The sequence below is a fragment of the Pacificispira sp. HM-600 genome (genome assembly GCF_977993705.1).
Map to the genome: position 1 here is coordinate 2,937,213 of NZ_OZ388079.1, position 18,715 is coordinate 2,955,927.

The following is an 18,715-nucleotide window of genomic DNA, read 5'->3' on the forward strand; positions in this document are numbered from 1 at the left end:
AGGAGTCCCCATGCTCACCCGCCCGTCGCCCGTCGTCGTTCCCGAGTCCGAGCGCGGCTGGATCGATACCGTCATCGGGCTCGCCGATGGTTTCGCGCAGACGGTCGCCGCGGACGACGTGTCGGCACGACTGCCGATCGAACATCTCGAAGCGCTCGCCGCCAGCGGTCTGGACGCCGCTTTCCTGCCCGTCGAGCACGGGGGCTCGGCCCTGTCGTACGCGACGCTCGGGCAGGTCGTCCGGGTCCTGGCGTCGCAGCACCCTGCGGTTGCCGCGGTCTGGCTCATGCACATCGGGGCCGCGCACGCGCTCGTGACGATGTCGGCACCCGACCAGGCGGCGTTCTTCGCCGGTGAGCTGCGGGCGGGTCGTCGATTCGCGAATGCCCTATCGGAGCCGGCGGGTGGCAACTTCTTCCTCGACTCCCAGCAGGACGCGACCCCCGCGGGGGAGGACTGGACTCTCACCGGCCGCAAACTCTTCGTCTCGGGCTCCGAGGCGGCGCAGCACATGTTCCTCAACGCCCGCATCGACGGCGCGCCCGCGTTCTTCGGCGTCAGCGTCGACGACACACTCTCGTTCCCCCCGATCGACGAGACGATGGGCATGCGGGCGACCCGCAGCCGCAGCATCCTGTTCCAGGACACCCCGCTACGGCGTTCGCGACTGTGCGGTCCGCCGCCCGCCGACTACGCCAACCTCATCACCGTCGGTTTCGCGTTCCTCTCCATCGGGATCGCCGAGTCCGCGCTCGATGCGCTGGCGGACTACGCTCGTGGCCGCCGTGCACCGGGTTCTGAGACGACCCTCGCCGAGGCATCCTGGGTGCGATCCGAAACGGCGATGGCGTGGGCCGAGACGCGCGCTGCGCGGCTGATGGCCGAGCAGGTGACGTGGCTCGCGGACGCGCGGTCGCCCGAGGCCATGCCCACCGCGACCGAGACGAAGATGCTCGCCAACGAGGTCGCCAAGCGTGCGGCGGCGCTCGCCGTAAAGGTCGGGGGAGGGAGCGGATACCTGGTGTCATCGCCGATCCAGCGCATCTTCCGCGACGCCCAGGCTGGCGCGATCATGGCTTATTCGGTGCCGTTCAGCGCGGAGGTCGTCGGTGGGTGGGTGCTCGACGCGGGCTGACGCGGACGCGCATAGACTCGCATGCGTGACCACCGCCGCCGTCGGTAGCCCCGGCTCCGCCCGGCGATACCTGCACTCCCTCTGGCTGCTCTCGGCCCGCGACCTGCGCGTTCGCTATGCCACGAGCGCCCTCGGATACCTGTGGTCGATCCTCGATCCGCTCGTGATGAGCGCGATCTATTGGTTCGTCTTCACGCAGATCTTCCAGCGCACGGTCGGACACGAGCCCTACATCGTGTTCCTGATCACGGCGCTGCTGCCGTGGGTGTGGTTCAACTCGGCCGTCTCCGACTTCACACGCGCGTTCAATAAAGACGCACGGCTCGTCCGGTCGACCGCGATTCCCCGATCGATCTGGGTGAACCGCATCGTCCTGAGCAAGGGCGTCGAGTTTCTCTGCTCGCTGCCCGTGCTCGTCGGCTTCGCGATCATCGCCGGCGCTCCGGTCGGGTGGGGTCTGCTCTGGTTCCCGGTGGCGATCATCCTGCAGACGGCTCTGCTCGTCGGCCTCGGTCTGCTCGTGGCCCCCTTGTGTGTTCTCTACACAGACCTCGAGCGCACCACCAAGCTGATCCTGCGCGTGCTGTTCTACGCCTCGCCGATCATCTACAGCGTGGGCGATCTGCCCGGCTTCTTTCCGCAGCTAGCGGCGTTCAACCCGCTGTCCGGCATCTTCACGCTGTATCGCGTCGGGTTCTTCCCCGAGGTCTGGGACACCCTGAGTGTGGTGGTCGGTGCCGTGATGTGCCTCGCATTCCTCGGGCTCGGGATCCTGGTGTTCCGCAAGCTCGAACGACCCGTCCTGAAGGAGCTCTGATGAGCGGCGCAGCCATCGAGGTGCGCGACCTCGGCATCCGGTTCCGGCGCAATCGGCGCGGACGCCGCAGCTTCAAGGACCTGTTCGCCGGGTCATCTCGTCGCGTCCGTCCCAACGAATTCTGGGCGCTGCGAAACGTCTCGTTCGACGTTCAGCCCGGTGAGTCCATCGGGGTCGTCGGCCGCAACGGTCAGGGCAAGTCCACGCTTCTGAAGCTCGTCGCACGGGTGCTGCTCGCCGACGAGGGTACCGTGCAGGTCAACGGGGGCGTCGCTCCGCTGATCGAGATCACCGGAGGGTTCGTCGGCGACCTGACGGTGCGCGAGAACGTCCGCCTGACGGCGGGACTGCACGGGATGTCTCGCGCAGAGGTCGCGCGCAGGTTCGACGGCATCATCGATTTCGCCGAACTGCACGACTCCGTCGACACGCCTTACAAGCACCTGTCGAGCGGCATGAAGGTGCGCCTGGCGTTCGCGGTCGTCTCGCAGCTCGAGGAGCCGATCCTGCTCGTCGACGAGGTGCTCGCCGTGGGCGACAAGGCGTTCAAAGAGAAGTGCTACAAGCGGATCGACGAGCTGCTGGCCGAGGGACGGACGCTCTTCTTCGTCTCGCACAACGAGCGCGACCTGCGCCGGTTCTGCACCCGCGGCCTGTACCTCGACAAGCACCGGCTCGTGCTGGACGGCCCGATCGATGAGGTCCTCGACCGGTACAACGCCGACCACAACAGCCCCCAGGCATAGTCGGTCAGCGCGGCAGAGTCTCCAGCGGCGGCATCGGCTGCCAGGAAGCATCCCGCGCGATCTTGCCGCCGTCGCGGAGTCCGCGCCAGAGGTTACTCGTGCCGCGCACCGTGCGCTCGACGGCGAACAGGCGGATGAGCTCTTTCAAGAACGTCAGCGTGGTACCCACGCCGAAGAGAATGGGTCGATGGACGCCGAGCGCGCGGTAGTAGTTCTTCATGTGTCCGCGATTGCGCATGATGTAGTACCGATATGCGTTGCTCGAGGCATTCATGTGGCGGATGCCCATGTCCCACTGCTTGATCTCGCGGGTGCGTCGCAACACGAACTCGTTCACGATCACGGATGTCGTCTTGCGTGAGGCAAGCCACCCGTACATCTGGTCGTCCCAGTAAATGAAGAAACGGGGGTCGGGTAGCCCGATCTGCTGGACGATGTCGCGGTGGATGAACATGCCCTCGAAGCATCCGGAGTTCATCTGCTTGAAGCCCGATTCGTCGAAGCCCGCCGGAGCGAAGGGGATCGGGATGCCCAGTGGCTCGGCGACTCGGTACTGCCAGTAGAACTCGCTGCCGTCGTAGTCGTAGCGGCGGCCCTGAATGCTCTTGAACCGGGGCGCCCAGTCGCCCATGCGCGCGAGTCCGTCGGGTAGGACCTCTACATCGTCGTCCATCAGCCACATCCATGTCGAGCCCAGCTCGTAGGCGACCCGCATGCCCTCGCTGAACCCGCCCGAGCCGCCCGTGTTCGTCTCGAGGCGGCGATACACGATCTTCGCCGGGATCTGATCCCGGAAGGATTCGACGACCTCGGCGGTGTCATCGACGGACGCGTTGTCGATGATGACCACGTGACCCGGGTGGGGGTCCATCCGCACGATCGAGGCGAGTAGCTTCGACAGCAGCGCCGAACGGTTGTAGGTGACTATCGCGATGGTTGCCGATGCGGGGTCGAACACGGTCTCGGTCGACGAGGCTTCCGTCGCATCTGGGCTCTGTGGCATGGCGATCTCATCCTACCGGCACGGCAGCTTGTGCCCTTTCGATGCCTGCGGACCTGGATCTATCGGTCGCCACTTGCGGGGAGCGGCAGATCCGGCACCGCGGGCACGATGCCCTCCCGCCACGACCTGCTCAGCCCGGCGCGTACGACGCACACCACGAGCAGGAGCCACCCGAATCCACCCAGCGTGAAGCTCTCGAACATCGAATCGACGAGCAGGGTGATCAAGATGAGAGGAGTCCAGGCGTAGAGGACAGAGCGGCGCTTGCTCGCCACGAGCCATGAGCGGACGAGGGCGAGGGCGCACATCCCGACGAACAGCAGGAGCCCGACCCATCCGGTCTGCAAGAGCACGTCGAAGTACGCGTTCAGGGCGGTCGCATGAGTCTCATCCGTGATGATGTTGATCGACGTATAGGGGAACTCGTCCGTCGGCCACCCGCCGACCCATCCCCACCCCTGGATCGGGCGGTATCGCACGTAGATGTTCAGGATTGTGTCCCAGAGCTCGGCTCTGGTGGCGAAGTCGGAGCCCGCGTTCAGGATCGCGATGATCGCGCGACGGAAGAAATACGCGAACACACCGCCCACGACGACGAGCGCCAGCAGTGAGATCTGCAGGCTTCGTCGTTGCTCGGGGGGCGCGTGCCGCACGAGCGCCAGCGCGCCCGTCGCGGTGGCGACCGCGAGCGCGAGGACGAAGACCGTTGGCGATGCGGAAAGCAGTGCGAGCAATCCGCCGAGGACGAGGGAGAAGATCGCGAGACCGCGGGGGATCGACCGGGTACGCCACTCGATGACGAACGTGATGAGCGCGATCACCGCGACGAAGCCGAGCATGTTGCGTGTGCCGAAGATGCCCTGGATCGGACCCCCGAGGACGATGTTCCCCTGGATCCCCAGGAATCTGATCGGCAGGTCGAGGAGGATGCCCGAGAGGATCTCGAGCGCCAGCGAGAGGGCGAGCAGAGCGCGCAGCGTGTCGCCGAGGGCTCGCACCGTCTGCAGGGTGTCGCGGACGTGTCCGATCACGATGGCGAGGAACGCGGGTCCCGCGAGCACGAGCCAGCCGACGAGCGTTCGGGGTGGTTCTGTGCTCCACACGGCGGTCACCAGAAGCCACGCGAGGAACAACACGAGCGTCGTCGGCACGAGGCGCACGAGGGCGAGTTCGTGTCGACGGCGCACCAGCACAGCGATACCCACCCCGCACAGTCCCGCGATGATCGTGGCGTACGTTACGACGCCCGCGGTCCGGTGGATCGCGGACGACAGGGCCACCGTGCCGAAGACGGCGAGTGTGAAGGCCCGTGCGAAGGCCGCGGAATCGAGCGCATCCCAGGTCCAATCGAGCAGCGGATGCCGCGGCATGCGCGCGGGGTTCGTCACCTCATCGTCCGCTCGACCTGCTCGCCGCGCTCCATCGCGAGTCGGCGTTCGGCCGGGCCCTCGCCGACGAGCGGGGACTGCCCGATCTTGTGCGACAGCATGACGACGAACAGCCAGCCCCACTCCGAGAGGGGGCGGGATTCCGCCAGGCCCTGGACTAGCAGGACGGTCATGACGAGCGTCGGCAACAGAGTGAGTGCTTGGTAGGGTCTGTCGGCCGTCAGATCCCAGCGGGGGCGATCGATCGCGAAGAACCAGGCACGCCAGATCAGCGCCACATACGTCAGGATCAGCAGACCGAGACCGATGGCCCCGACCTGGAAGAGGGCGTCGAGCCACATGTTGTGAGCGTGGAACACGGTCAGATCGTTTACCACGATCCATCCGTCGATCTCGGGCACCCAGGGCAGCCACGGGGTGGAGAAGCCCCACCCCAAGACCGGATGCTCGACGACGCGGGCCCACACGGCTTCCCAGATTCCCGTGCGGCCTGTGAGGTCGCCTCCCCGGCCGAGCAGCTCCAGGATCGCATCGCGCCCGAACCAGGCCGCGAGCGCCCCACCCAGCCCGACGGCGGCGTACGCAATGTAGAACTTGGTGCGCTCGCCTGGTCTGCGGGTCGTTCGCATGAGGAGTGCCGTCACGAGAACAACCGCCACCGCGACGACGGCGAGCCAGACACTTGCCGAGCTCGAACGCCAGAGGAGGAACGCCGACAGGGCGATCCATCCATACAACAGGGCTGTGCGTGGCGCGCCCGAGGCGATCCGGATCGCGAAGACGATGATCGCCAGCAGCGCGGCGATCGCGAGCAGGTGTGCGTTGCCGACGATGCCCTGGATGCGGCCGCCATCGAAGAGGTTGTTGCGGGACCAGTCCAGTTCGGTGACGATGTCGCCGCTCCAGAGCAGGAAGTTCGGCAGGATCGGATGCTGCACGATGAGCGAGACCCACAGCTCGAACAGGATCGACAGGGCCATGACCCACTTGAGCGCGGAGGCGATCGCGCGCACGAGTTCGCGCCAGGTCAGCACGCTCGCGATGAAGAGGCCCTGGACGGTGGTCGCGGCCAGCAGCACCCACGTGAGGACGGTCGCGTCGCGCCAGGTCGACCAGATCACGGATGCTGCGGCCCAGGCGACGTAGGCGAGCGGCAGCCATGGCAGCTGACGCCACGCGATCACGGGGCGGAGCACGGCCCACAAGATTGCGCTCACGAGCGTCGTGGCGCAGACGAGAATCACGAGCCCGACGGCGCCGAGCAGGTTGAACCAGAATGTCGTCGCGAGCGCGACGAAGAGGACGAAGATCGTGTAGCCGCGCAACAGCAGGTGCCCCGTGGATTCGCGGATGGGCGCCGCGGGAGGGGCGCCAACGGGGTGTCGCGTGTGGACGGCCATGGTGCAATCAGGTTACCGGCATCGGGTGGCCCTTCCCGGGTGTCGCGAGGTAGGTGCGGGCGGGTCTGCATCGTGCGCGCGGGTTGAGGAGTTCGGCGTGAGGAGAGGACTCCGGGGCTCGGGGCATCCTCTTCTCGCGCTGAAGTCCTCTCGCGGAGCCGAAGCGGCGACGGAGGCACGCGCGATTTAGGCTGTTTCCATGCTCGTGCCCCTCTCAAATGTCCCGCGCAGCTATGACTGGGGCTCTCGCGACGCCATCGCGCGCCTTCAGGGGCGTCCGGCGTCCACGACGCCAGAAGCGGAGGTGTGGTTCGGCGATCACCCGGGCGCTCCCGCGATCGTCGAAGACGGCTCGGGTCGGACCCTCGACGCATGGATCGCGGACGCAGGAAAAGAGCGGGGCATCGCCGGGCCGCTCCCGTTCCTCCTCAAACTGCTGGCCGCGGACGCACCCCTGTCGATTCAGGCGCATCCCACACTCGACCAGGCGCGCGTCGGTTTCGAGAGAGAAGAGGCGTTGTCCGTGCCGCGGGATGCCCCGCACCGCAACTATCGGGACGCCAACCACAAGCCCGAGGTCATCGTCGCCATCGACGGGGACTTCGAAGCGCTCGCCGGGTTCCGGCCCGCGGAAGAACTCGTCGAACTCCTGGATGCCCTGGGCGTCGACGATCCGGATATCGCGCGGTTGCGCGCCGGCCTCCTCGGCGGCGACGCGGGCTCCGCGATCGCGTCGTTCGTCGGCGCGCTATTGGCGGGCGACGTCGGGGGAGCAGCCGCGTTGATCGCGGCGGCGCAGACTCGGGGCGTCCCGCGGTTCGCGGACGATCTCGCCGCGCTGCAACGGATAGAAGGGGCGTATCCGGGGGATCCGGGTGTCGTCGTCGCGCTGCTGATGAACCGCATCGTGCTCGCCGAGGGTGATGCGCTGTTCGTGCCGGCGGGAATGCCGCACGCCTACCTCCGTGGCCTCGGCGTCGAGATCATGGCCGCAAGCGACAACGTGTTGCGCGGCGGGCTGACGCCCAAACATGTCGATGTTCCGGAGCTGCTCCGCGTGCTGGACACGCATCCCGGCCGTGTCGCACTGCTCGCTCCGGAACTGGAGGCGCCCGGTGTCGAGCTCTTCGCGCCGCCCGTGCCGGACTTCTCGCTCGCCCGGGTGGTGCGAGAAGCCGCCACAGAACCGGAAACATCCGTTCAGCTCGTCGGTCCGGCAATCGCCGTCGCAACACGCGGGCGCCCCATGCTGCACGGCGGTGGAGGCTCACTCGTGCTGACGCCGGGCGCCGCCTGCCTCATCACTCCCGACGAAGGTTCGGTCCGCGTGGGAGGGACGGGCGACGTCTTTTTCGCTCAGCCCGGCCGCTGAGCAGTTCTTTGGGACAACCTGAGGAGCATGCGGCGCGTCGTGAAGCTTCATCTCCGGATTGAGGGTTTACGATGCCGCGCTTGACCTGGAGCGAATGACAACGGTGTAATTAGTCCTACGCGATTGCGTGTGTGGGGGGACTAGAGGTGGGAGACGAAATGGCGGGTACGGAATATCGTTCCGGCGTTCCCGACAACTGGTTCGTCGACCCGGTTAATGTGGGGGTTCCGGGAGTTCGACGGCCTGTCGAGGACGAAGATCCCTTGTCGTGGCAGACCGATGCGCTGTGCTCGCAGACGGATCCGGAGGCCTTCTTTCCGGAGAAGGGCGGATCCACGCGGGACGCCAAGCGCGTCTGCACGACATGCGAGGTGCGGGGGCAGTGCCTCGACTACGCACTCGCGAACGACGAGCGCTTCGGCATCTGGGGAGGGCTTTCCGAGCGCGAGCGCCGCAAGCTGAAGCGTCGGGCGGTCTGACGCGCGCGGCGCGTTCACCCGGTGGGTGTGGCAGAGCACGCCTAGGCTGACGTAGTCATGCCAGCCCGTGTTCATGCTCTTCTGGTCGTGCGCGTCGACGGCGCGGACGACCAGGCCCTTCGCCACCTCGAACGGACCCTCGAGGCGTTGCGAGGGGGCTCTCGCCGCCCTGATGCGCTGACGTTGGTCGTTTGCGGTCGTGTACCCCCGCGCCTGACCGAACTTGCGACATCCGCTGGGGCTGAAGCCGTCATCGAGGCCCCTCGCAACACCGGATATGCGGGCGCCGTCCGGATGGCGAGCGTGCGGCTCGGCGATTCTGACGCCGTCTGGCTGCTCGCCCAGGACACGGCCCCCGATTCCGACGCCCTGCGTCTGCTCGCGGGGTCGCTCGAAGTCCAGCCGTCGGTGGCCGCGGCCGCGCCGAAGCTCGTCGCCTGGGACGCCCCGGATGCGATCGTCTCGCTCGGCGTTTCGATGACCCGCTACGGGCGCAGCGTCGGCCTCGTCGACGGGCGACTCGACCAGGGGCAGCACGATGGGGCAGAGGATGCGCTCGGCGCTGACGTGCGCGGTCTGCTCGTGCGCCGCGCGGTCTGGGACTTGCTCGGTGGCATCGACCCCGGCCTAGAAGGGGCCGACGAAGGTCTCGATCTCGGCATCCGGAGTCGCTTCATCGGCGGTCGGATCGCTCTCGTCCCGGCCGCGCGCGTCACCGTCGCGGGTGACGGCGTCGCGGGCTTGCCCACTCCGCGCGATGGCCGGCGCACCCGCCAGAGAGAGTTCATGGCGCGGACGGCCCAGCTGCACCGCCGGCTCGTCTACGCGCTGCCAGGACTCGTGCCGTTGATCTGGCTGAGCATCCTGCCGCTCGCCGCGGCGCGGACGGTTCTGCATCTGATCCGCAAGTCGCCCGGCTCTGTTCTCGGCGAGTGGCGCGCGAGCGCCCTGGCCTGGGCTCGCGTAGGCGCCGTAGCGCGGGCGCGGGGAGGGATTCGAGCTGCGGCACGGGCCACCGGCATCCGCGTGCCCTGGTCGCGACTCGCGCCGCTGCGCGTGACGCGATCAGAACTGGCGCGGCGCTTCGATGATCCGGATGACATGGCCACCGAAGCCGATGTCCGCACCGAACTCCGGTTTTTCACCGGCGGTGGCGCCTGGACGGTGCTGGCGGCCCTCGTGGTCGGTGCGATCGCCTTCTTCCCGCTGCTCGCCTGGACCAGCGTGGAGGGCGGGGGATTGCTTCCCCTCTCGTCGACGCTCCCGGGGCTCTGGAGTGATGCTGCGTACGGTCGCCGTGAGTTGGGCCTCGGCGTCGTCGGACCCGCAGATCCCTTCGCGGCGGTCGTGGCGATTCTGGGCAGCCTCACCCCCTGGAACCCGTCCATGGCCCTCGTCGTGCTCTGGATACTGGCCCTCCCCCTGGCGGCGCTCGGCGGATGGTTCGCCGCGACGCGATTGACCGAGCGTTCGGGGCTCCGCATCGCCGCCGCCACCCTGTGGGCTCTCGCACCGACCTTCCTGACGGCCCTGACGCAGGGGCGTCCCGCCGCCGTGGCGGTCCACCTTCTTCTTCCTTGGCTCTTCTATGCGGGCGCGATGGCCCGTCGCTCGTGGGGCTCGGCGGGCGTCGCCTCATTGCTGCTGGCCGCCGTCGTTGCCTGTGCGCCCTCGCTCGCCCCCGCCCTTGTCGTTCTCTGGCTCGCCGCGCTGGTCACAGCGGGACGGGGCGCGGCACGCGTTGCCTTGTTGCCGATACCGGCGCTTGCGATGTTCGCCCCGCTGATCTGGTTCCGGGGCATCCGCAACGGCGACCTCTGGGGCCTCTTCGCGGACCCGGGGGTGGTGTGGGCAGCGCCTCAGGCTGCGGCGGATGTCGCCGGGCGGGCCTTGCTCGCCAGTGGATTTCCGACACCGGACCTCGCCGGCTGGACGACGTGGTTGACGGGCGCCAGTGCGGGCGATGTTGGTGACGCCTGGTGGCTCGCGCTTCCCCTGGTGCCGCTCGCCGTGCTCGCCCTGCTATCGCTCAGCACTCCGCGCTGGCCCGTCGGGGGAGCCCTGGTGGGTGTCGCGGTGCTGGGACTTGCATCCGCCTTCTTCGCCGCCGGTTTCGTGGTGCAGTTCGCGGTGGGTACGCCCGTGGCGCTCTGGCCGGGAAGCGCCCTGAGCCTGGCCTGGCTTGGCGTCGTGGGGGCGGCGGTCGTCACGGCGGACACCCCGCTCGCGCGTCCCGTCGGGGCCCTTCGACCCTGGGCGGTCGTCGTCGTCGTCGCGGGAGTCGTGGTGCTGTCGCTGCCCGGACTGTCCGCGACGATTCAGGATCGTGCCGCGCTGCAGAACGGTCGCTCGTCCACGCTGCCCGCGTTCGTGGCCGCGGTCGGCCGGGACGACCCCGATCTCGGCACCCTTATCCTTACCCCCCTAGCCGATGGAGCCGTTTCGGCTCGCGTCGTCTGGGGCGCGAGTGAGACCCTCGGCGGTCAGACGACACAGCTGAGCACCGCGACAGAGCCCACGGCGTCGGCGGAAGCCCTCGCCGCGCTGTCTGCCGAGGTGGTGTCACCGAGTGTCGTCGATGTGGCGGGCGATCTCGCCGCCGAGGGCATCGGTTTCGTTCTTCTCGGCGACGGCGCGGGGACCGAGGCATCCGATGCTCTATCGCTTCAGGCGGTCGCTTCCCTGGACTCGCGCGCAGGGCTCGAATCCGTCGGTGACACCGTGCGGGGCAAGCTCTGGCGGGTCACGGATGACATCGACATCGCGCCGCGTGCGCCGCTCAGTCGGGCGGACGTCGCCATCCAGCAAACGATCGCCGGCGGTCAGGCGATCATCGTCCTCATAGCCCTGCTCCTCGCGTTCCCGACCGCCGCGTCGCGCCGGGCCGCCCGGTCTCGTTCGCGCCTGGTGGGAATGTCGGTCGTGCGTCCGGCGCGTCCGCCCCGGACCCGCCCGAAACAGACGCCAGACCCGGTGCGCACGCAGCCCGAGATCGTGCCCGCTGAGACCGAAGAGCTCGAGTCCGAGCCCGAGCATGCCGAGGCCGAGCATGCCGAGGCCGGTCACGCCGAAGCCTCGCAGTACGAGGCCGCGCAGCTCGAGCCGGCGCAGTCCGAGCCGGAGCAGTTTGATCGAGATGCCGGGCGGCAGAACGATCAGCCCGGGCAGGATGAAGCGCCGCACGACGACTCGGCGCGTGCCTCGAACGAGGAGGGCCGAGCATGAGGGCGACGGGATGGCTCAGAGCGTTGACGACGGGAACGCGGGTGCTCGTCGGTGCGTTGCTCGCGGTGCTGGTCGTCGCCCTCGTCATCGCGGCGGTCGGGGCCTCCGTGCCCGGCGTTTCGCGGGAAGCACTTCGTATCGTCGATCGGCCCACGCCGTCGCAGACCGTGGCCGTGTGCCCGGGGCCGCTGCTCGCGTCCGGTCGGACGGTCGGTGCCGCGGGTGATGTCACTATCGCCGGCGGCGCATCCGTCGTGTCCGGCTCGCCGGACGGGACGCCGCGGGAGGACGTGTTGACCGCCCCCGTGGGCGAGGGGCCGCGCGTGTTGCGGCTCGACCCCACCGGCGACATGCCGGCGGCGGTGGCTGCAGCGCAATCCGCGTCCGTCGCGGACGAGGACTTGCTCGGATTCGCCGCCGCCGCGTGCACCGCACCGCAGTTCGATTCGTGGCTCGTCGGCGGCGCGACGAGGACGGGGTCCGCGGACCTCGTCGTCCTGTCGAACCCCGGCGACGTGCCGGCGACCGTGCAGCTCACCGTCTACGCCTCAGGCGGGGCGCTCACCCCTCCGGGTGGGCGAGACATCGTGATCGGGGCCGGCTCGCAAGCCGTGGTGCCCCTTGCGGGCCTGGTTCTCGGAGAGCTCGCGCCGGTTGTCCGGGTGCAGGCGGAGGGAGCTGCCGTCGCCGCAAGCCTTCAGTCGAGTCGGACGCAGACGCTTCAGCCGGTCGGACTGGATGTCACCGGGCCTACCTCCGCGCCCGCCGAACGCCAGGTCATCGTCGGTCTGGTCACGTCGACACCCGGCGAGGGGGCCGCGAGGAACGTCGCGACCGCTTCGGTGCGTGTGCTCGCGCCAACCCAGGACGTCACCGCGACGGTCCGTGTTTACGCCGTGGGCGCGGCGCAGCCCGCCAGCACGCCGGTCGATGTTCCCTTGAGCGCGGGGGTACCGCTCGAGCTCGACCTGCCCGGACTGACGGCCGGCACCTACACGGTCGAGGTCGAAGCTTCAGCTCCCGTCGTCGCGGCGGGCTGGAGCTCGACTGCCGCGGACGGTGTGCGTGACAACGCCTGGATCGCCGCATCTCCGGCACTGGACGAACCCTCTCACGTGGCCGTCGCGCAGGCGCCTGCGGACGCGTCGCCCACGTTCCGCGTTGCGGCCGACGCCGAATCCGTACAGGTCACGCTCACCCCGCTGAGTGGCGGCACGCCGGTCGAGCTGGCACTTCCGGCAGGTGTCTCGCAGACGGTGAACGTCACGGCGGGCGTCTGGCGAATCGAAGCATCCGGAACCGTCTTCGCCTCCGTTGGATATGCAGGTGCGACTGCTTTGGCGGGTTATCCCGTGGCCGCGTCTGCGCAGGCGTCGGCGGCGGTCGTCATCGTTCCCTGAGAGTGAGCGCGCGGCGATGCGGCGCGTACGTCCGGCGCGTCAGAAGTAGCGGAAACGTTCGGGGCCGAGGTCCCACGGATCGCGATCGAGATACTCGGCGGCGGCTCGAAAGACGTTGCCCTCGATCATCATGCGACGGTGGAGCTCATCGTCCCGATGGGTTCGTGCCAGGCGCTCTATGGGAATGCGGAAAAGTATGATCCGCCGCGCTTCGCGATCGATGTGCCAGCGCGGGATACCGTCTTCGTGCGGCTCGGCGGGCATATGACCGATGTGGAATTCGACGTCGCGCAGTTCGGGCCACGCGGAGCGGAGAAAATCGGATGCCGCACCGACCGCGATGTCGAAACGCTCGAATCTGGTGTCGAGCGGTCCGATCGGTGGCCGTACGACGGGGCTCCGGCCCTGCCGGCCGTGCCGCCCGTGGCGATCCGGGCGCGGCCCGGGATCGCCGCCGCGCGCAGACTTTCCTCGCCGAGCGATCATGCCTCGATCTTAGGCCGATGCCCGGGGTGCATCCGCGTCGGCCCGAGACCAGGCATCCGGACCACGCGTCGCGCCGCTCGTCTGCACGGGCTCCGCGCGCCGCGGCCGGGGTGGCCAACCACCCGACTACGCTGACGTCGATGCATGGAAGACTCTGCTCGAAAGTGGGCTGCGCCCGCGAGGCCATCTCGACGCTGACCTACGACTACGGCGACCAGATGGCTGCTCTGGGACCCCTCGGTGCCGCCGATGATCCTCACGCGCATGACCTGTGCGCCATTCACACCGAGCGGATGTCGGTACCCAAGGGCTGGGTCGTCGTGCGTCACGAAACACTCCGCGCCTGAGCGCGGCGGGTATCTTTCGCGCGCTTGCTGTGCCGGCCTGCGCTGCGCGTGGGTTCGGTGCGTCAGCGGCGGGGAAAGCCGGGGGGAACGCGCTCGAGGATGGGCGCGAGCTCAACCCTGCGGTCATCCTGAGCTTTCAGGGCGCGCAGCTCCCGGTTGCGCCGCGCCGCCGCGATTCCGAAGAGGGCCGTGAGGGGGTCGGCGTTCGGCATCGGGTGGACGAAAGCGGAAACCTCATCACGCAGTTCTTCCGCGATACGGTGACGCGCCGCGGGGGCCATTCTGGGTGCCTGCAGCAGAAATTGTGCGAGCCGCCGCGAGAGCCGATCCGGGAGGCGCGCGACGTCCACGACGGATGCCCACTGATCGAGCGTCGGGGGTACCGGCGGAAGCGGGGGCGGCAGGGGAGCCACACGGGTTCTCTGCGAATACGTTCCCGCGAGCAGATCGCCCAGGCGCTGCGATCGCGGAGTGAACGCGCCGGCGAGGACCGCCACGACGCCGAGGGTGAAGTAGATCTCCAGCACGCCGACGAGGGCTCGGATCAGGGCCTGACGGAATCCAGAGGCCCCGCCATCCGATCTCACGATGCGTGTTCCCACAGCCAGGCGCCCGAGGCTCCGTCCGCGCGTCGTTGCCTCGACGGCGGTCGGAAGCACGACGAGCAGGAGAACGAGCGTGACGATCAGCGTCATCTGCTGAGCACCCTCGGGCAGCAACGGCGCGAGCGGGCCCGTGATGATCAGCAGTGCCGCGACCATCAGCACGGTCGCCAAGAGGATGTCGATCACGGCGCCGACCGCCCGAAGCAGTACGCCGGTCGGCTGGACGTCGAGGGCGACGGCCTCACCGGTGAGCACTTCGTCCTCGGCCAGATGGGTGGCCATGTGGATGGCCTCCGGAGAGGGGCGAGGCGTCATGCGGGTAGTTTAGGCGCGTGGACCTCGACGCGTTGGCGGCCGCACGGGCAGCCGAATGGCAACGGCTCGGCGAGCTCTCGGCACGGCGTCGCTTGACCGGCGCGGAAGCCGATGAGCTCGTCGCACGCTACCAATCCGCTTCGGCCGATCTCGCCGAGATCAAATCCACCGCGGGGCGCGCACCCCAGGGTGACGTCGTCTCGACCCTGCTCGCCGCGGCCCGGCTGCGCCTGACGCGGGCGAGCGCGAACCCCTTGCGAGCGCTGCCACGATTCTTCGCCCTTCAGCTACCCGCGGCTCTGTATCGGGTGCGCTGGACGACACTCGTCATCGCCGCCCTCTTCGTCGCGGTGGTGGCGATCGTCGCCGCATGGGTGGCCGGCGATCCCGCCCTTGTCGCGGCTCTCGGTGACCGGGCGGGGCTGCAGTACTACGCGGAAGAAGAGTTCACGAGCTACTACTCCGAGAATCCCGCGGCGGTATTTGCGGGGACGGTCTGGACGAACAACGCGTGGATCGCCGCGCAGAGCGTCCTGTTCGGGGTCACCGGGTTCTGGCCCGTCATGGTGCTGATCCAGAACGCGGTGGGGGTGGGAACGGCCGCCGCCGTGATGTTCGCATTCGAGCGCGGCGATGTGTTCGTGCTGTTCATCCTCCCGCACGGGCTGCTCGAATTGACGTGCATCTTCGTTGCGGGAGCCGCGGGGCTGCACATCTTCTGGGCCTGGATCGCGCCCGGGCCGAGGACGCGCCTCGAGGCGCTCGCGTCCGCCGGCAGATCGTTGGCCACCGTCGCGATCGGGCTGTTGTTGGCCCTACTGGTGTCGGGGATCATCGAGGGCTTCGTCACGGCGCAGCCGTGGCCGTGGGTCGTGAAGATCGGTATCGGGGCCCTGGCGCTGGGTGCGTTCGTCTTCTACATGGTCTTCGTCGGGGGCCGCGCGGCGCGCGCCGGCGAGACCGGCGACCTGTCGGAGTCCGAAGCGGGCGCAACGGTACTCGTGTCGGCGTGAGAGGCATTCGTTCACCTGATCTTCATCGGCCGCTTTTTTGAGCGAATCAAAACTGGACGCTAGACTGGGGGGATGAGTTCAACCGCCCTTCTCCCGAACGGGATGGCAGCTGCAGAGCTCATCCGGCGCGCCGGACTCCGGGTGACGGATCCGCGGAGAGCGGTCGTGGAAGCCCTGCGGGTCAGCCCGCACGCGAGCGCGGACGCCGTCTTCCAGATCGTCACCCTGTCTGTGCCGCAGACGAGCTTGCAGTCGGTCTACAACGCCCTCGGCGACTTCGTGGACGCGGGTCTGGTTCGTCGCATCGAGCCCGCCGGGCGGCCGGGGCTGTTCGAGCTGCGCGTGGATGACAACCATCATCACGTGATCTGCACGGAGTGCGGAGCGGTCGCTGACGTCGACTGTGCCGTCGGTGAAGCTCCCTGCCTCACGCCGTCCGACACCCATGGTTTCGCCGTGCACGCCGCCGAGGTGACGTACTGGGGCGTCTGTCCCGACTGCGCAGCCGGTGCCGGTGGAGTCGCCACGGTGCCCGTCGCATCCGAAAATTCCTGAATCCCGCAGCCCCCTGAATCCCACAAGCTTCGCAAAGCCCGCAACGAATCCCTGAGGAAGGAAAGAACATGAGCGACACCGACGACACCACCACGGGTATCGGAAACGACCCGACCGGCACCGACCAGTCCGTCACCGACATCGACACGCCCGTAGACGAGCGCGAGGATGGCGAGACGCGCCCGAGCCCGAACCCGGACGACGCCAGCTGCCCCGTGATTCACGGAGGGCAGCAGTCGCAGCCTCACCCGACGACGGGGTCTGCCAACCGCGTGTGGTGGCCGAACCAGTTGAACCTCAAGATCCTCGCGAAGCACTCGTCGATGCGCGACCCGCTGGGCGCCGACTTCGACTACCGCACGGCGTTCGCCTCACTCGACCTCGCCGCGGTCAAAGCCGACATCGCCGAGACGCTGACGAACAGCCAGCCGTGGTGGCCCGCCGACTTCGGCAACTACGGACCCCTGATGATCCGCATGGCGTGGCACTCGGCCGGCACGTACCGCGCGACCGACGGTCGCGGCGGCGGCGGCACGGGACAGCAGCGTTTTGCGCCCCTGAACAGCTGGCCCGACAACGTCAGCCTCGACAAGGCTCGGCGCCTGCTGTGGCCCGTGAAGAAGAAGTACGGGCAGAGCCTCTCGTGGGGCGACCTGATGATCCTCGCCGGTAACGTCGCGCTCGAGACCATGGGCTTCGAAACCTTCGGTTTCGGCGGCGGGCGTACCGACGTGTGGGAGCCGGACGACGACGTGTACTGGGGTCCCGAGACCACGTGGCTCGCCGACGAGCGCTACGAGGGTGACCGCGAGCTCGAGAAGCCGCTCGCGGCCGTGCAGATGGGGTTGATCTACGTCAACCCGGAGGGTCCCAACGGCAATCCGGACCCGCTCGCCTCGGCCCGCGACATCCGCGAGACCTTCGGGCGCATGGGAATGAACGACGAAGAGACCGTCGCGCTCATCGCCGGCGGACACACGTTCGGCAAGACGCACGGCGCGGCCCCCGACACGAACGTCGAGGACAACCCCGAGGCCGCGGGCCTCGAGAACCAGGGCCTCGGCTGGAAGAACACCTTCGGCACGGGCAAGGGCGACGACACGATCACGTCGGGCCTCGAGGTGACGTGGACGTACCACCCGACTCGCTGGGACAACGAGTTCTTCCACATCCTGTTCGCGTACGACTGGGAGCTCATGAAGAGCCCCGGTGGCGGACACCAGTGGCGTCCGATCAACGGCGGCGGGGCCGACATGGTTCCCCTCGCCCACGATTCGTCGAAGCGCCGCGAACCGCGCATGCTGACGAGCGACCTCGCCCTGCGGATGGACCCGGAGTACGGACCGATCTCGCGCCGCTTCCTCGAAGACCCGGAGGCCTTCGGCGATGCCTTCGCGCGCGCCTGGTTCAAGCTCACGCACCGCGACATGGGGCCGATCGCCCGCTACCTCGGACCCGAGGTTCCGGCCGAAGAGCTCATCTGGCAGGACCCCGTGCCCGCGGTCGACCACGTGCTGATCGGTGCCGCGGACGCTGCTGCACTCAAGGCACAGATCCTCGAGTCGGGCCTCACGGTTGCAGAACTCGTCGCGACCACCTGGGCCGCGGCATCCACCTTCCGCGGCAGTGACAAGCGCGGCGGCGTCAACGGCGCCCGCGTGCGTCTCGCACCGCAGAAGGACTGGGGCGTCAACAAGCCGGAGCAGCTGGCACGTGTGCTCGGGGTGCTCGAGGGTGTCCAGGCATCCTTCAACGATGGCCGTGCCGACGGCAAGAAGGTTTCGCTCGCGGACCTGATCGTGCTCGCGGGCAACGCGGGTGTTGAGAAGGCGGCGAAGGATGCTGGCGTCGACGCCGAGGTCACGTTCCACCCGGGGCGCACCGACGCGACGCAGGAGCAGACGGATGCCGAATCGTTCGCCTATCTCGAGCCCGCGGCGGACGGATTCCGGAACTATCAGGGACCGCTCGCGCCGATGCCGGCCGAGTACCACCTGATCGACCGCGCCAACCTGCTCACGCTGACGGCTCCCGAGATGACCGTGCTGGTCGGTGGGCTGCGCGTCCTTGGCGCGAACTGGGACGACTCCGCCTACGGTGTCTTTACGGAGCGGCCAGGTGTCCTGACGAACGACTTCTTCGCCAACCTGCTCGACCTCGGCAAGACGTGGAAGCCGCTCGACCCGGGCTCGCACGCGTTCGAGGGGCGCATCGACGGAACGGACGAGGTCTTCGGCCGCGGCACCCGCGTCGACCTGCTGTTCGGATCGAACTCCGAGCTGCGTGCCCTGGCCGAGGTCTATGCCTCGGACGACGCGCACGAGAAGTTCGTCCGCGACTTCGTCGCCGCGTGGGGCAAGGTCACCGAGCTCGACCGGTTCGACCTGGTCTGATCCGTTGGGAACGACTGCGGCCCGCCCCTTTCGGGG

At 68.5% G+C, this 18,715-nt stretch carries 16 protein-coding genes; 11 read left to right on the top strand and 5 right to left on the bottom strand.

Translation table 11 applies throughout. From position 1 onward, the window contains the following. Nucleotides 1-10 precede the first annotated feature (10 nt). The 3 genes from ACXZ1E_RS14080 to ACXZ1E_RS14090 are packed head-to-tail and all read left to right on the top strand — an operon-like array spanning nucleotide 11 to nucleotide 2,698. On the top strand, nucleotides 11-1,135 hold the full coding sequence (locus ACXZ1E_RS14080; protein ID WP_458041083.1) for an acyl-CoA dehydrogenase family protein: 1,125 nt from the start codon (nucleotides 11-13) through the stop codon (nucleotides 1,133-1,135). Between the two features lie 25 nt (nucleotides 1,136-1,160). Beyond that, a complete protein-coding gene (locus ACXZ1E_RS14085) occupies nucleotides 1,161-1,952 on the top strand; it encodes an ABC transporter permease (protein ID WP_458041084.1) in 792 nt (263 codons plus the stop codon). Beyond that, nucleotides 1,952-2,698, top strand: coding sequence for an ABC transporter ATP-binding protein (locus tag ACXZ1E_RS14090; RefSeq protein WP_458041085.1), 747 nt, complete (start codon nucleotides 1,952-1,954; stop codon nucleotides 2,696-2,698). Before ACXZ1E_RS14085 ends, ACXZ1E_RS14090 begins: the two co-directional genes overlap by 1 nt. Nucleotides 2,699-2,702: 4 nt before the next feature. Here the strand turns inward: ACXZ1E_RS14090 and ACXZ1E_RS14095 are convergent, their stop codons facing one another. Genes ACXZ1E_RS14095 through ACXZ1E_RS14105 form a run of 3 tightly spaced genes read right to left on the bottom strand, consistent with a single transcriptional unit; the run spans nucleotide 2,703 to nucleotide 6,489 of the window. Next, entirely contained in the window at nucleotides 2,703-3,701 is a 999-nt protein-coding gene (locus ACXZ1E_RS14095; protein ID WP_458041086.1) for a glycosyltransferase family 2 protein, read from the bottom strand. A gap of 59 nt (nucleotides 3,702-3,760) precedes the next feature. After that, a complete protein-coding gene (locus tag ACXZ1E_RS14100) occupies nucleotides 3,761-5,089 on the bottom strand; it encodes an O-antigen ligase family protein (protein WP_458041087.1) in 1,329 nt (442 codons plus the stop codon). Beyond that, nucleotides 5,086-6,489 (bottom strand): O-antigen ligase family protein, encoded by a 1,404-nt coding sequence (locus ACXZ1E_RS14105; RefSeq protein ID WP_458041088.1) that lies wholly within the window; start codon nucleotides 6,487-6,489, stop codon nucleotides 5,086-5,088. The genes ACXZ1E_RS14100 and ACXZ1E_RS14105 overlap by 4 nt, the downstream gene beginning before the upstream one ends. A 199-nt stretch (nucleotides 6,490-6,688) precedes the next feature. Between ACXZ1E_RS14105 and manA the strand changes: the two genes are divergently transcribed. The 4 genes from manA (at nucleotide 6,689) to ACXZ1E_RS14125 (ending at nucleotide 12,965) form a co-directional block, all read left to right on the top strand. After that, nucleotides 6,689-7,861 (top strand): mannose-6-phosphate isomerase, class I, encoded by a 1,173-nt coding sequence (gene manA / locus ACXZ1E_RS14110; RefSeq protein WP_458041089.1) that lies wholly within the window; start codon nucleotides 6,689-6,691, stop codon nucleotides 7,859-7,861. A gap of 158 nt (nucleotides 7,862-8,019) precedes the next feature. Continuing rightward, a complete protein-coding gene (locus ACXZ1E_RS14115) occupies nucleotides 8,020-8,340 on the top strand; it encodes a WhiB family transcriptional regulator (RefSeq protein ID WP_458041090.1) in 321 nt (106 codons plus the stop codon). Between the two features lie 57 nt (nucleotides 8,341-8,397). Further along, nucleotides 8,398-11,565 (top strand): glycosyltransferase, encoded by a 3,168-nt coding sequence (locus ACXZ1E_RS14120; protein ID WP_458041091.1) that lies wholly within the window; start codon nucleotides 8,398-8,400, stop codon nucleotides 11,563-11,565. After that, nucleotides 11,562-12,965, top strand: a complete 1,404-nt coding sequence (locus tag ACXZ1E_RS14125) for a DUF5719 family protein (protein ID WP_458041092.1) — start codon at nucleotides 11,562-11,564, stop codon at nucleotides 12,963-12,965. The genes ACXZ1E_RS14120 and ACXZ1E_RS14125 overlap by 4 nt, the downstream gene beginning before the upstream one ends. A 39-nt stretch (nucleotides 12,966-13,004) precedes the next feature. Here ACXZ1E_RS14125 and ACXZ1E_RS14130 read toward each other — a convergent pair whose 3' ends face one another. After that, entirely contained in the window at nucleotides 13,005-13,451 is a 447-nt protein-coding gene (locus ACXZ1E_RS14130) for a metallopeptidase family protein (protein ID WP_458041093.1), read from the bottom strand. A 140-nt stretch (nucleotides 13,452-13,591) separates the two neighbouring features. Here ACXZ1E_RS14130 and ACXZ1E_RS14135 point away from each other — a divergent pair, with 140 nt between their 5' ends. Next, on the top strand, nucleotides 13,592-13,798 hold the full coding sequence (locus tag ACXZ1E_RS14135; protein WP_036297937.1) for a DUF3499 family protein: 207 nt from the start codon (nucleotides 13,592-13,594) through the stop codon (nucleotides 13,796-13,798). Nucleotides 13,799-13,860: 62 nt separating this feature from the next. On the opposite strand, the gene ACXZ1E_RS14140 is transcribed toward ACXZ1E_RS14135, so the two are convergent. Continuing rightward, nucleotides 13,861-14,718 (bottom strand): RDD family protein, encoded by an 858-nt coding sequence (locus ACXZ1E_RS14140; protein WP_458041094.1) that lies wholly within the window; start codon nucleotides 14,716-14,718, stop codon nucleotides 13,861-13,863. A gap of 17 nt (nucleotides 14,719-14,735) precedes the next feature. Here ACXZ1E_RS14140 and ACXZ1E_RS14145 point away from each other — a divergent pair, with 17 nt between their 5' ends. From ACXZ1E_RS14145 to katG, 3 genes are all read left to right on the top strand, one after another. Next, nucleotides 14,736-15,731 carry a stage II sporulation protein M gene (locus tag ACXZ1E_RS14145; protein WP_458041095.1) on the top strand — a complete coding sequence of 332 codons (996 nt, stop codon included), beginning with the start codon at nucleotides 14,736-14,738 and terminating at the stop codon, nucleotides 15,729-15,731. Nucleotides 15,732-15,803: 72 nt separating this feature from the next. Then, the gene (locus tag ACXZ1E_RS14150; RefSeq protein WP_458041096.1) at nucleotides 15,804-16,286 is read left to right on the top strand and encodes a Fur family transcriptional regulator; all 483 of its coding nucleotides are present in this window, start codon (nucleotides 15,804-15,806) and stop codon (nucleotides 16,284-16,286) included. A gap of 68 nt (nucleotides 16,287-16,354) precedes the next feature. Then, nucleotides 16,355-18,679, top strand: coding sequence for a catalase/peroxidase HPI (gene katG, locus ACXZ1E_RS14155; protein ID WP_458041097.1), 2,325 nt, complete (start codon nucleotides 16,355-16,357; stop codon nucleotides 18,677-18,679). Nucleotides 18,680-18,715: the final 36 nt, after the last annotated feature.